The sequence below is a fragment of the Hymenobacter sp. IS2118 genome, from assembly GCF_000715495.1.
Taxonomy (GTDB): Bacteria; Bacteroidota; Bacteroidia; order Cytophagales; family Hymenobacteraceae; genus Hymenobacter.
Window position 1 is genome coordinate 1 of record NZ_JNLX01000160.1, and the last position, 12207, is coordinate 12207.

The following is a 12207-nucleotide window of genomic DNA, read 5'->3' on the forward strand; positions in this document are numbered from 1 at the left end:
CAGACTAACCGCACTATGTGCGCAAGGGTAAATTTGCGGCTTACCCCCTTGGTTCGATGTCGTTACTCACCCACTTAGCCGACGTGCCGGACTTCCGGCGGCAGAATAAAAACTTTCGCCACAAACTATTAGACATTCTCGTTATCAGCGTGCTAGCTGTGCTGAGCGGGGCCGACGATTTTGAGGAAATCGCCTGGTTTGGCCAGCAGAAAGAACCCGTCTTTCGGCGCTACCTCTCGCTGGACAACGGTATTCCGTCCGACGATACCTTCCGGCGGGTCTTTCAGCACCTGGACGCGGCGGCGTTCAACGCGGCCTTTCTGGCCTGGATGCGGCAGGTGCTGCCCGCCGACCAACTCGGCCAGGTTTGTATCGACGGTAAGACCCTGCGCGGCTCCGGCCCGCAGGCGCTGCACGTGGTGTCGGCCGTGGCCAGCGCCCAGGGCCTGAGCCTGGCCCAGGTGGCCACGGCGGGCAAAGGCCACGAACTGGCGGCCATCCCCGACGTACTGGCCCTACTCGACGTACGCGGCTGCCTCGTCAGCCTCGATGCGCTCAGCTGCCAACCTGCCATCGCGGCCCAGATTTGCCAGCAAGGCGGTGATTACCTGCTGGCCCTCAAGGAGAACCAGGCCACGCTCTTGGCCGAGGCCGAACGCGCCCTGGCTCAGGTGCCCGCTCGGCAGACGCTCGAATCCTGGAGCCTGGCCTCCCACAACACCCCGCTCTGCACCCAGGTCAGCGTCCAAACCGACCTGCGCTGGGTCGATGAAGAAGGCCGTTGGCCGGGGCTGGCCGCCCTGGTCCGGGTCGCGACCACCCGCCACCCGGTCGACGGACCGGCCCAGTCGCAGGCCGTGCGCTACTACCTCAGCAGCCGCGCGAGCCTGACCCCGGCCCAGGCCACGGCCGCCGTGCGCGACCACTGGGCCATTGAAAACAAGCTCCACTGGCACCTGGACGTGACGCTGGGCGAAGACGCCCACCGCTTGCGCCAGGCCCAAGCCGTGGAAAACCTGGCCCTCGTGCGCAAAATGGCGCTTAACCTGCTGCAACAGGACCCCACACGGGTCAGCATCAAGAAAAAACGAAAGCGGCTCGGATGGAACGATGCCTATTTAGAAGAGCTGCTGACCCAGATTTGCCACCAACTTGCATAGTGCGGTTAGTCTGACTGCTGGTCGGCTACTGCTGGTCGTTTGGTGAAAGGAGCGTATTTTGTGCATTTCGTACCCATCCTATTGTCTTGACCCAACTTGCTGCCGAACCGGATGCATATGACTTGGTGAGCACCTCCGAAGGGCTCTTCTACCGAACGCTGCGACCCGGCCTAGCGGGTAGTGTGGCAGCCTACTTCCACCATAATCTGGTGGAGCAGGCTGGTATCTCCGCCTCCGCCTACAACGCCGCCAAGTATCGGGGCCTCGGCGGCCCGTACCAGAACGGGGAAGCCGTGGCATTTCTGCCCTCGGGTCACAGCCTGCGGTGTCACTTCCACGAAAACGTGGTCCGCGAGTTTGCACCGGATGGAGCCATCGTCCGGGCGCTGCCCACCTCCGTGGACCCAGGCATGGGCCTCTATGCCTTGGCCGTCGATGGGAACGAGCACCTGTGGGTGGTCGACCCAGCGATGCACCGCGTGGCCTGCTATGCCCTAGACGGCCGGGCCCTAGGCGTAGTAGGTGGCAGCGAAGAGTTGGTACCGGGCGAGTTTGACCACCCCGAGGACGTGGTCGTGTACGACGGCGCGTATCTGTTCGTCAGCGATATGGGGCATCAACGCGTGGCCGTGGTGGACACGCGCACACTCGCCTGCGGCACTTACCGCACGTTTGACCAACCGGTATGGGAGTATCGCCGTTGCCTGGGCCAAGAAGTGGTCCGCCTGCACGATGGCCTGTACTTATTCTAACCCTGGCCGCCCAGCTGCTCGATGCCTCGTTCAGCGAAACGGTACTGGCTTAAACGCGCTGCGTTTGGTTTTTGGAGTGTTGCTTTGAAAAAACCTACAAGAGCCCTGGCTTAACACCCACCCATGAATACTTCGGAGCTGCAAGTGAGACTAGCGTCGATGAACGTTCGAAGAGGTCACTATTCCTTGGATGGTTCTTTACAACCTGACGCCATCATTTTGCTCTCCCACTACACTGGCTGGGACGTATTCTACTTCGACGAACGAGGGGGTGAAAACGAGCGAAAAACGTTTCGCTCAGAGTCGGAAGCATGCCAGTACATTTTTGAGCTTTTCGTCGATGCACGTGCCACCGCCTTAAAGTTTGGCTTGAATCGTTGAAGACACTGCGGCCCAAACCCGCGCATCGCCAACATGGCTTGCTGCTGGTGGGACTTCGTAAATTAGCCTAGTTCAGGAAAACGGTGGCAAGGTAAACGCGCCCTGTTCAGTTGGAGGAGGGGTTAATTATAGTTAGCCACCTTTTTGCTGATGAAGAGCACCCTATGTCGTTTTACTTGAAACAGATATACCTCCGATGCAATGAATGTGCGGTCTCCACGAGGAAACACCTCGCATACTAGCAGTTGGTTCAACTGGTGGCTCGAGAACACCACCTCGTACGCACAAGCCGAGGGCTGAGCAGTTGGGCGGGGAGCCAGCGACTCGCGGCGGTCTACCGCGAACAAGTACTCCATCGTGTACCGGGGCCAGCGGGCGGCTAGCTCCGACTGAAAGGTCGCCACCGACACAGGTTGCCGCTGGGGGGACACACACTTCGGAGTAAGCAGGTTGGGTGCGCAGGTAAGCCAGTGCTGCTCGTTCGGACCGCGTTAAAGGCGGCGGGAGCCCGGCTTGGCCTAGCAGAGTGGCGAGCAACGCCATGTGGAAGAGGTGCATGCGGCGAAAATAGAAGGCTCGTTCAAGAAAACGGTAGGTCGGTAAACACGGCCGGTTCGGAATTACGAGCGTAACTCTTTACTGGTCGCTCACAACCTCCCAGCGAAATCCAATGCCCCCATCCGCAAGAACTTCCATGGCTTGGGTTAAGAATGTGACGGCTTCTTCTGGGGGGTCAAACTTCATAATGACGCTGATTACTCGCGGGTGTTCTTCTGCCGCAGGGTACACTTCCAGTAATTGCTCACTTTGAATTACCCCCAGATACAAGTTGATTTTGCCCTGCAGCAAGGCAAGGTGTTCGTCTTCCTCCCAAGAAAGATGGTCCGAGATGGTTAGCACCACCTCCGAGTCGGGAGAGATAGAGATAAAATCAATCTTATCTGTTTGTTCAATACTCATGATTGCCAAGGTAGCAATTAGCAGGAAGTGTAGTTCAGGAAAACGGTGATTTAAATACGACGCTAAGCCCTCTTACATTCTGCAAATGGTCAACTTCCGGCCCTCGGACGTGCTCGACAAGCCCTATGCCATGGTGTGCCTGCCCGTGTTGGCCGCCGAGGATGCGCAGGAGGCCTACCGGGAATCGTGGGCCTTACCCCACAGCATGATGCGGATGATTTACCAGCAGTCCTACGTCATTCCTTCCCCGACCGAGGCGTAAGCCTAACCCTACGATGCGCAGGAGCTGCGGACGCTCGACAGCTGGCACCGCAAAACGCTGCACGGCCCCCCCGCGCAGGTGGTGGCAAAGCTCAACCACTACCAGGCTGCCACCCAGGCCGATGAGGTAATGCTGGTGAACCTGGGCCATTCGCCGACGGCCATCCACCGCTCCGCCGAGCTCATCGCAGATGCCTGCCACATGCCCGACTTAACCGCCCCGGACGGCCAGCTGTAACTGCCGCCCTTTTAGAAGAAAAAGCCCTACTCGGGCGCCATGCGGGAGTTGGTGCGCGTTTCGCCCATGCGCCAATACACGAGCAGCGACAAAAACGCGCACCCCGTCACGTACCAGTAGAACCACTCCTCCACCCCCTGGTTTTTGGCCAGCAGCGCCACGTATTCCGCCGTGCCGCCGAAGATGGCCACCGTCAACGCAAACGGCAGGCCCACCCCCAGCGCCCGGATTTCGGTTGGAAACAGCTCTGCCTTCACCACGGCACTGATGGACGTGTAGCCGCTCACCACGAATAGCGCCGCCACCAGCAAGCCGGCCGCCACCCAGGCGTCCTGCGTCTGGGCCAGCTGCCGCAGCAGCGGCACCGTGCCCAGCGTGGCCCCGATGCCAAACATCAGCAACACCGGCCGCCGGCCTATCTTATCGGAGAGGGCCCCGAGCAAGGGCTGAAAAAGTAGGGCGATGGCCATTACGCCAAACGAAATAAGGGTCGCCGCTTCCTTGCTGAAGCCCGAGGTATTAACCAGAAATTTCTGGGCGTAGGTAGTGAAGGTGTAGAAGGCCAGCGTGCCGCCCAGTGTTAGGCCGACCACCGTGAGTACGGCCCTGGGGTGCTGCATCAGCCGGCGCAGCTGGCTAACAGAAGGCGGCCGGCCCTCTCCTTCAGCCCCAGCCGTGGCCAGCTGCTGCTGCTGCTCGAAAGCGGCCGTTTCGCCCATGTGCGTGCGCAGATACAGCGCGCCCATAGCGGCCACGGCCCCAATAACGAAGGGCACCCGCCAGCCCCAGTCTCCGAGCTGCTGGGCGGTGAGCACGCGCTGCAGTCCCAGCTGCACCACCAGGGCCAGCAGCTGGCCTCCCATGAGGGTGAGGTACTGAAAGCTGGACCAAAAGCCCCGGTGCCGGGCGCCGGCCATTTCGCTGAGATAGGTGGCCGAGGTGCCGTATTCGCCGCCCACGCTGATGCCCTGAATGAGCCGGGCCAGCAGCAGCAGGGCCGGCGCCGCCACCCCAATCGTGGCGAAGCCCGGCGTGACGGCAATCAGCAGCGAGCCTCCGGCCATGAGCTGCACCGACAGCAGCAGCGCCGCCCGCCGCCCAAACCGGTCGGCGTAGGCGCCCAAAACCCACGCCCCCAAGGGCCGCATCAAAAAGCCCACCGCGAAGATGGCGGCCGTGTTGAGCAGCTGGGCCGTAGCGCTGCCGCTGGGAAAGAACACCGGCGCGAAATACAGCGCGAAGGCCGAGTACGCATACCAGTCGTACCACTCCACCAGGTTGCCGATGGAGCCGCTGATGATGGAACGCAACCGCGAAACCGGGGGCGTGGGAGAAGGTGAAATCATGCGGCAAATTAGCGCTGTTTGAACTCGCCCAAGGTTGTAGGAGTGCCGGGCGGGCACGCATCGCTCACGCGCTGCCCAACCGGACATCGCGCCGCCGAATAGTTGGCAGGAGCGTGCTTGAGGCGAGACTTTTTGGGGCCGATACGTCTCGCGTAACTTTGGGGCGCGATACCCGACAAGCGGGTATAACCTTAAAGGATAGCCACCTTTCTTATTACACAAATGTTAAAACAAGAGCTGGAGTTACTCCTCCCCCCTGAAGTTGCTTTCGATGAGCTGGCCCGGTACGAGGCTATTTTGCAGCATGCCGGCTTGGCGCCGGGCGAAGCTGATTTTGTACACTTACGCCGGCGTTCTATCGATGCACGGGGTCGGCAGGCCCTGGTTCGCCTTCGGGCAGACATCTACCAAAGCCCCCCACCGACGGACTTATTCGGCCCTTGGTTTGTTTATCCAAATGTGAAAGAATATTCACCCCGTGTCCTCATCATTGGGGCCGGACCGGCCGGGTTGTTCGCCGCCCTGCGCTGCCTGGAGCTGGGCCTGAAACCCATCGTGCTGGAACGCGGGCGCGACGTGCGCGCCCGTCGCCGCGACCTGGCTGCCATCAACAAGGAGCAGCTCGTGAACCCGGAATCCAACTACTGCTTTGGTGAAGGCGGCGCGGGCACCTACTCCGATGGTAAGCTTTATACCCGCGCCACCAAGCGCGGCGACGTGGGCCGGGTGCTACGGCGCCTGGTGCAGCACGGCGCCACGCCCGATATTCTGGTCGACGCCCATCCCCACATTGGTACCAACAAGCTGCCGGCCGTGGTGCAGGCCCTGCGCGAGGCCATCATCGCGGCGGGTGGGGAAGTGCGTTTCGACACGCGGGTCACCGACCTCATTCTCGAAAACAACCACCTGCGCGGCGTACTTACGGCCACCGGCGAGGCCATCGAAGCCGAAGCCACCATTCTGGCCACCGGCCATTCGGCGCGCGACATTTACGAGCTGCTGCACCGCCGCGGCGTGCTCATCGAAGCCAAGCCCTTCGCGCTGGGCGTGCGGGTAGAGCACCCCCAGGCGCTAATTGACCAGGCCCAGTACCGCCGCCCGGAGCGCGGCCTGCTGCCGGCCGCGTCCTACGCCCTGGTGCACCAGACGGAAGTGCGCGGCGAGCAGCGCGGGGTGTTCTCCTTCTGCATGTGTCCGGGCGGCTTCATTGTGCCGGCGGCCACGGCGCCCGGCGAGGTAGTGGTGAATGGCATGTCGCCCAGCCGGCGCGACTCGCGCTTCGCCAACTCCGGCATCGTGGCCGCCGTGGAGCTAGCCGACTTAGACGTGAAGCAGTACGGGGCGCTGGCGGGCCTGCACTTTCAGCAGGCCATCGAGCAGCTGGCCTGCCAAGCGGCCGGCGGCACCCAGCGCGCGCCCGCCCAGCTACTGGGCGATTTTCTGAAGAAGAAGCAGTCGGCCGAATTACTGGAAACCTCTTACCAGCCCGGCCTGGTGTCTACCCGCATGGACGACGTGCTGGGGCCGGTGCTGGCCGAGCGGCTGCGCCAGGGCTTCGCCGATTTTGGCCGGAAAATTCCCGGCTACGCCACCAATGCCGCCCAGATTGTGGGCGTCGAAAGCCGCACTTCGGCGCCGGTGCGCATCCCGCGCGACAAGGACACTCTGGAGCACCCGGTGGTGCGGGGCCTGTTTCCCTGCGGCGAGGGCGCGGGCTACGCCGGCGGCATCGTGTCGGCGGCGATGGATGGCGAGCGCTGCGCCGAAGCGGTGCTGGCCCTGCGCCGCTGAGAGCCATAATTTGGTTGTCAGTTGTTGGGTGTCGGTTGTTAGCATAGAACTGACGCACTCGGCGGTTGGCGCGCGTCTCCGACGCGCTGCCCACTGGTTTCGCGTCTCTGACGCGACGTAGGCGAACGAACCCCAAAGCCGCGCTTGTACGGTGCGAACGGGGGCGTTTGGAAACGCCCGGACAGCGGGCCGCGCTTCGCAGACGCGCGCCAGCCGCCGAGTACGTCGGTCCTGTAGCATCAAGTCAGCACACGGCCGAACACACGCCGAGCTTCATTTCAACCACAAGGCCGGCAGGTTTCGTATCAGCCGGAGTCCTACGATTTGTTTCACCTCCCTCCTGCCCGCTGGCCCAAGGCTGCGGACTTACCTTATAGCATATGAAAAAGACCCTCGTTCTTGGTGCTTCTGACAACCCCGAACGCTACGCATTCCGCGCGGCGCACATGCTCAAAAACCACGGCCACGAAGTAGTGCCGGTGGGCCTGCGCAAGGGGCAGGTGGCGGGCCTGGCCATCCACACCGACCGGCCGCAGGCATCCGACATCGACACGGTGACGCTGTACGTGGGCACCCGGAACCAGCCGGCGTGGTACGATTACATTCTGGACCTGCAACCCAAACGCATCCTGTTTAACCCCGGCACCGAAAACCCGGAGCTGGTGCGCCTGGCCCACGAGCGCGGCATTGCCACCGAAGAAGCCTGCACGCTGGTGCTGCTTTCGATTGGGCAGTATTAGGGGCAAGTAACCCGAACTAAACAGCGAGTAGCAAGGCAGAACGGAGCGCAAGCGGAGGGCGGGCTACGTTGGGCGGCGCGTACGGCTGCCTGTCGATAGGCAGAAGGACGCATCTTTGCGCTTCCGATTCTTACCGCCCGTTCCGCGCCGCACCGGATACACCTGCTCCTTATTTGCCGGCCGCCCAGCCGGCCGCGTGGCCTTAGTCGGTAGCGGTGTATTGGCTGACCGGGACTATTCCTGGGAAAGGGTTCGCACCGATACGGACCTAGTCTTCGGGGCTGCCAACTCGCTGCGGCCGGCGCGGAGCCGCCAGTTCTGGCTGCGGCTGCGGCTCCGGGTGCAGAACCGCAGCCGCTACGCCGAAGCCATCCAGCTACTGGTGCGGCCCAGCCTCGACAACACCCTGTTTTATTTTGATGAGGACGCCCAGCGCTGGCAGAGCCGGCGGGCGGGCGTGGCCGTGGGCACCGACAGCAGCCGGCTGCAGGGCCGGCTGCCGCTGCGCGTGCGGGGGGCAGGCCATCACCACGGTGTACGTGCTGGTGCGCCTGGGCCAGCAGGCCGAACTGCCGGCGGCCATTGCTTTGGCGATTCAACTGGAAAGCGCGGCGGCGGCCTCCCAAACCGACGCCTTCTACCGCACTGCCTGGGCCGTGTCGCTGGCGGCACTGGGGCTGCTGCTGCTCACCAACCTGCCCGTTTATGCTCGCTTTCGCGACCGGGCTGGGCGTTTTCCGGCAGTCTGCTCTCAGGGGTAGGCGTTTTCCGGCGGTCCGCTCTCGGGCGCCGAACGCGCCAAGGCGCTTTCCTACACTTATCGGAGCAGGATGTCCACAAGAAAAGCCTGGCGACGGCCAGGCTTTTTTTGTGGGACAACGCGGCTACTTACGCGGGCAGGGCATCGTGGCGGGCCTGCACCTGGGCCAGGCAGTCCTGGTAGCCCACGAGCTGCCGCTGGGCCGCGTCCAGCTCCCGGCTGCGGCGGAAGGCCCCGCGGCCGCCCTGCCCGCCGAGCTGCTGGTCCTGCAGCTCTTCGCGCTGGCGCTTGAGGCCGCGCAGGCGCAGCTCCTCTTTGGTGCGAGCCTCGCCGGCGGGCATGGTGGCCACGCGGGTTTCCAGGGGCGTAATCTGGTCGGTGAGGGAGCTGATTTCGGCCGAGTCGGCCGTGGCCTCGTTGGTTTGTAGCGTGGCCGAGCGGGTGGCCGCCGTGATGCGGAACGTGGTGCGGTCGATGTCTTCCTGGGTGTCGGCCTTCACGGCCAGGCAATCAGCGCGGGTGAGCAACAGGGCTATGGGGTACTGCATAACAGAAAAAAGGAAAGAGGTGAACGCGGTGCGGCGGCGTGCCGCGCCCCCCTAACGCCCGCCCGCCGCGCCATGGTATTCCAATAGCTGATTATTTTATTTCGCCCTACGCCAGCGCCTCGCCGGCCAGCCAGGCGCGCGATAAGGGAGCAATAGCTCTCCAACCCCACCTCGTTTTAAACCACCGCATGGAAATCTACTGCCGCTACGCGGCTTTATCAGCTACTAGCGCGGTTTTCTACCCATCCGTCGCAATTACGCGGTTTGCTCGCAGCTCGGGTTAGGCAGTAGACGGCGGGCCGCCGGTCGGTTCAATGGGCGGGCAGGTGCTGTTGCAGCACCTGCACCAGCCGGTAGACCTCCGTGGTTGACTCCCGGTAAGCGGGCTCAATGCCCTGCGCGGCCCAGCGTTCGGCAATGGCTCTGGCGCGGCCGACGGCCACTTTGCGGCGCGGGAGCTGGCCCGCCGCTCCGGGGTCGGCGGCTTCCAGCAGGTCGAACAGGGCCCGACTGATGTGTTTGCCTTTGGTAGAATGGTAGCGCACATGCGGGTCGACGGCGGTTATCAATTCCTCCAGCCGCTGGCCGCAAAGCTCCCGGCTCATGCCGCCGCCGGGGTGCGGGTCGAAATGCAGCAGCAGCCAGTACTCAAACGCCTGGTTGGAATAGGCCACTCGCAATCCCTGGGCTTCGGCCCGCTGAATGGCCGCGTGGAAATTGCCCGGCCCGGTATCGTCCTTATCGAACACGCACCATACTTGTTGGTAGGGGTTTTTGGTTGGGCGGGCGGCCTCGCGCAGGTCCAGGGCGTGCTGCACCAGCTTTTCGGGGTCGTAGGCCCGCCCCAGGGCTTTAATGTCGGCCGTGGCCAGCTCGAAATGGTTGAAGTACTCCACTTCCGTTACCGTGCCCTGGCAGAGGATAAGCAGCACCGGGTTTTCCTCGCGCACCGGGGCGGCCCGCGCCAGGGGGCGAGGCTGCTGGCGGCGGGCCTTATCGGCCTGGATACGCGCCCGGTGCTCGGCACGCTGCTGCTGTTCGGCGGCCCGCTTATCCTGCATTTTCATGCTTGGGCGCGGGTTCGGGGGGCGGGGTGGGCAGGGCCGTGAAGTTGCCCAGGTAGGGCACGGCCCCGTACTTGCCGCGCACGTAGTTGGCCTCGAAGTCGTCGTCTTTGCGCACCTGGTCGGTTTTGAAGTCGGCCAGGGAATAGAGGGTGGCCTCGCCGTAGCGGCTCTTCTCCGTGAACCAGATTTGGTCGCGCCGGAAATTGCCAGAAGCCAGCAGATTCGTGTCGTGGGTATTGAACAGGAGCTGCGCGTTAAGCGGGTTGGTGGCTTTGGAGTTGAACAGGTGGACAATTTTGCATACCAGGTTGGGATGCAGGCGGGCGTCCAACTCATCGGCTACTAGAATCCGTCCCACAGCAAGGGCATCCAGCACCGGCCCAGCCAGCATTAGCAATTTCTGCGTGCCGGTCGATTCGTCCTGGAGTAGTGAAAACTCCACTGGGTCAGCTGGCTCGTGCGCGTCGGTGTAGGCACGATGTACGGTTTTTATGCTCGTATGCTCCTGTTGCATCCATTCCATAAGTTGCACGCTGGTTTCGGCTGGGGGACTGTCCTGATGAAATGAAAGGCCGGGTTGTTTCCCTTCGAGGACATCGGTGAGGTCTAAGTCAGCAGCTTCCAGAAATTGCAGAATATCCGGTTTGAGAATTTCCATCCGAAGCCCCATTAGTGTTAAAGCCTTTTCCAAAACTTCATTCCCCACTCCCAGAAACATCATCCTCCCAAACCACGCCAGCACCGCCACGGCGCGGGGCTGGTTGAACTGCGCGGCGACGGACAGCAGCAGCGCATTTTCGCGCACGGCGGCATTCTTCACCAACTCGCCCACGATGCCCCCAAACTGCTTCGCATGAAACGTAATATCCTGACCGGTGCGGTAGAACAGCTCCACTTCCGGCGTGTTGCGCACCCGTTTGGCGGCCCGCATAAACAGCCATTCGGCCGCTACCCGCTTGGCCGTTACTTCAAAGCCATAACGGTACAGTACGTCCTGGTGAATGAACTGGATTTCAAACTCGGAAGCCGCCGCCGCCGCCGTGGGGTTAAGCCGGAACGGCTCGACTCCGGTGGGCTTGCCCGTCTGACCGCTCGCGGATGATTCCTGCACGAATTGCTGCATAAACCCCAGCGCCTCTACCAGTTTGGTTTTGCCGCTGGCGTTGGCCCCGTACACCACGACGCTTTTCAATAGGCGCAGCCCGAAGGCGGGCACGTCGATTACATTGTCCTCTTCCCGGGTTTTATCGGCCGAAGCCACAAGGCTCCACTCGGCCCGTTCGCGGAAAGCGCGAAAGTTTCGCACGCTAAAACTGATTAACATAAAGCGGTTTTTTGTTGTCAACGGCTCAAATGTAGGCGTTGTTTTTCAACCAGGCGTGTGGTAGCTGGGCTTACGACGACCGTATTGCCGGTTCGCCCCAAGCGCCACCCCCGAGTTGGTTCGCCAACCTGCACGCTTCCCCGCCGGCGCCATGAGCCAGCCGAGCGAACAAAAAACCGGACCTACTGCCCTACAACAGCGCCTCGCCGGCCAGCCAGGCGCGCAGGCTGGCGGCCTCGTGCAGGAGGCCCCGGCGGCGGGCGGCCAACAGGGCGGCGGCCAACGGACCGGCCGGGGCTTCGGGAGCCAGGGCGTCGGTAGCGGCGGCCAGCAGGCGGGCCAGCCAGCGGCGGCGCAGGGCCAGGGCGGTGGTCTCGGGCGTGGGTGATACCAGGGGTAGCGCGGCTAGCAGTAGCGGGCCAGCGGCCAAGCGGGCGGCGGCCACGCGCTGGGCCGCGTGCAGGGCGGCCAGCTGCTGCCCCAGGCGCTGGGCCTGGTAGTAGCACTCGGCGAGGCGGGCCAGCACCGGGGCCGGGCCGGTGCTGGGCAGTGCCGGAGTGGAGGCTTCGGCAGGCAGGGCAGCGGCTTCGGCGGCGGCCTGGGCCAGCGCCTCGGCCCAGGGCCGCAGCCAGGACCGGGCGTGGCGGGGCAGCGCCTCGCGGCCGTTTTCCACATTGGCTATCTGGTCGCGGCTGAGGGCCAGCCAGGGCACCAAATCGGCCTGGCGCAGCCCGAAGTGGGCCCGGATGGCTGGCAGCACGGAAGCATCGGGCATGGCGGGGCAGCAAAAGTGACGGCCCAAGATAGGACCGAGCGGCGGTTTTCTCACACGTTTTGGGTTGGCGCAAAAGCGTGTGAGTACTGGGGCGTACTCACACG

General features: G+C 63.1%; 13 protein-coding genes. 7 read left to right on the forward strand and 6 right to left on the reverse strand.

The annotated features are described in order from the left end of the window. Positions 1-56 precede the first annotated feature (56 nt). Both GM79_RS16585 and GM79_RS16590 read left to right on the forward strand, forming a co-directional pair. The gene (locus tag GM79_RS16585) at positions 57-1160 is read left to right on the forward strand and encodes an ISAs1 family transposase (RefSeq protein WP_035559885.1); all 1104 of its coding nucleotides are present in this window, start codon (positions 57-59) and stop codon (positions 1158-1160) included. Positions 1161-1246: 86 nt separating this feature from the next. Continuing rightward, the gene (locus GM79_RS16590) at positions 1247-1912 is read left to right on the forward strand and encodes a hypothetical protein (RefSeq protein ID WP_035566075.1); all 666 of its coding nucleotides are present in this window, start codon (positions 1247-1249) and stop codon (positions 1910-1912) included. 1017 nt (positions 1913-2929) lie between these two features. Here the strand turns inward: GM79_RS16590 and GM79_RS16605 are convergent. Further along, positions 2930-3253 (reverse strand): DUF6572 domain-containing protein, encoded by a 324-nt coding sequence (locus GM79_RS16605; RefSeq protein WP_035566080.1) that lies wholly within the window; start codon positions 3251-3253, stop codon positions 2930-2932. Between the two features lie 85 nt (positions 3254-3338). Here GM79_RS16605 and GM79_RS25560 point away from each other — a divergent pair, with 85 nt between their 5' ends. Together GM79_RS25560 and GM79_RS25565 are read left to right on the forward strand one after the other, a co-directional pair. Then, complete coding sequence (locus GM79_RS25560) at positions 3339-3515, forward strand: hypothetical protein (RefSeq protein WP_161787204.1); 177 nt, start codon at positions 3339-3341, stop codon at positions 3513-3515. 81 nt (positions 3516-3596) lie between these two features. Next, positions 3597-3752, forward strand: coding sequence for a hypothetical protein (locus tag GM79_RS25565; protein WP_161787205.1), 156 nt, complete (start codon positions 3597-3599; stop codon positions 3750-3752). Positions 3753-3778: 26 nt separating this feature from the next. On the opposite strand, the gene GM79_RS16615 is transcribed toward GM79_RS25565, so the two are convergent. Continuing rightward, positions 3779-5098 carry an MFS transporter gene (locus tag GM79_RS16615; protein ID WP_035566083.1) on the reverse strand — a complete coding sequence of 440 codons (1320 nt, stop codon included), beginning with the start codon at positions 5096-5098 and terminating at the stop codon, positions 3779-3781. A gap of 222 nt (positions 5099-5320) precedes the next feature. On the opposite strand from GM79_RS16615, the gene GM79_RS16620 reads away from it, so the two are divergent. The 3 genes from GM79_RS16620 to GM79_RS16630 all read left to right on the forward strand — a co-directional run bounded on the left by GM79_RS16620 (position 5321) and on the right by GM79_RS16630 (position 8390). Then, positions 5321-6889 carry an NAD(P)/FAD-dependent oxidoreductase gene (locus GM79_RS16620; protein ID WP_035566085.1) on the forward strand — a complete coding sequence of 523 codons (1569 nt, stop codon included), beginning with the start codon at positions 5321-5323 and terminating at the stop codon, positions 6887-6889. Between the two features lie 380 nt (positions 6890-7269). Further along, positions 7270-7629 carry a CoA-binding protein gene (locus tag GM79_RS16625; protein ID WP_035566088.1) on the forward strand — a complete coding sequence of 120 codons (360 nt, stop codon included), beginning with the start codon at positions 7270-7272 and terminating at the stop codon, positions 7627-7629. 419 nt (positions 7630-8048) lie between these two features. Continuing rightward, a complete protein-coding gene (locus tag GM79_RS16630; RefSeq protein ID WP_152560041.1) occupies positions 8049-8390 on the forward strand; it encodes a hypothetical protein in 342 nt (113 codons plus the stop codon). Positions 8391-8517: 127 nt separating this feature from the next. On the opposite strand, the gene GM79_RS16635 is transcribed toward GM79_RS16630, so the two are convergent. The 4 genes from GM79_RS16635 to GM79_RS25570 all read right to left on the reverse strand — a co-directional run bounded on the left by GM79_RS16635 (position 8518) and on the right by GM79_RS25570 (position 12103). After that, positions 8518-8937 (reverse strand): hypothetical protein, encoded by a 420-nt coding sequence (locus GM79_RS16635; protein WP_035566094.1) that lies wholly within the window; start codon positions 8935-8937, stop codon positions 8518-8520. A 311-nt stretch (positions 8938-9248) separates the two neighbouring features. Further along, positions 9249-10004: an RloB family protein gene (locus tag GM79_RS23265; RefSeq protein ID WP_081867829.1), complete on the reverse strand. Its 756-nt coding sequence runs from the start codon at positions 10002-10004 to the stop codon at positions 9249-9251. Continuing rightward, a complete protein-coding gene (locus tag GM79_RS16645; RefSeq protein WP_235184093.1) occupies positions 9988-11310 on the reverse strand; it encodes an AAA family ATPase in 1323 nt (440 codons plus the stop codon). The genes GM79_RS23265 and GM79_RS16645 overlap by 17 nt, the downstream gene beginning before the upstream one ends. 208 nt (positions 11311-11518) lie before the next feature. Beyond that, positions 11519-12103 carry a hypothetical protein gene (locus GM79_RS25570; RefSeq protein ID WP_035566097.1) on the reverse strand — a complete coding sequence of 195 codons (585 nt, stop codon included), beginning with the start codon at positions 12101-12103 and terminating at the stop codon, positions 11519-11521. Positions 12104-12207 lie beyond the last annotated feature (104 nt).

Bases quoted from the DNA above. Each gene is read 5' to 3' on its own strand.
- GM79_RS25570 (WP_035566097.1), bottom strand. From the start codon at position 12,103: ATGCCCGATGCTTCCGTGCTGCCAGCCATCCGGGCCCACTTCGGGCTG.
- GM79_RS25560 (WP_161787204.1), top strand. From the start codon at position 3,339: ATGGTCAACTTCCGGCCCTCGGACGTGCTCGACAAGCCCTATGCCATG.
- GM79_RS16620 (WP_035566085.1), top strand. From the start codon at position 5,321: ATGTTAAAACAAGAGCTGGAGTTACTCCTCCCCCCTGAAGTTGCTTTC.
- GM79_RS16585 (WP_035559885.1), top strand. From the start codon at position 57: ATGTCGTTACTCACCCACTTAGCCGACGTGCCGGACTTCCGGCGGCAG.
- GM79_RS16625 (WP_035566088.1), top strand. From the start codon at position 7,270: ATGAAAAAGACCCTCGTTCTTGGTGCTTCTGACAACCCCGAACGCTAC.
- GM79_RS16605 (WP_035566080.1), bottom strand. From the start codon at position 3,253: ATGAGTATTGAACAAACAGATAAGATTGATTTTATCTCTATCTCTCCC.
- GM79_RS23265 (WP_081867829.1), bottom strand. From the start codon at position 10,004: ATGAAAATGCAGGATAAGCGGGCCGCCGAACAGCAGCAGCGTGCCGAG.
- GM79_RS16635 (WP_035566094.1), bottom strand. From the start codon at position 8,937: ATGCAGTACCCCATAGCCCTGTTGCTCACCCGCGCTGATTGCCTGGCC.
- GM79_RS16615 (WP_035566083.1), bottom strand. From the start codon at position 5,098: ATGATTTCACCTTCTCCCACGCCCCCGGTTTCGCGGTTGCGTTCCATC.
- GM79_RS16630 (WP_152560041.1), top strand. From the start codon at position 8,049: ATGAGGACGCCCAGCGCTGGCAGAGCCGGCGGGCGGGCGTGGCCGTGG.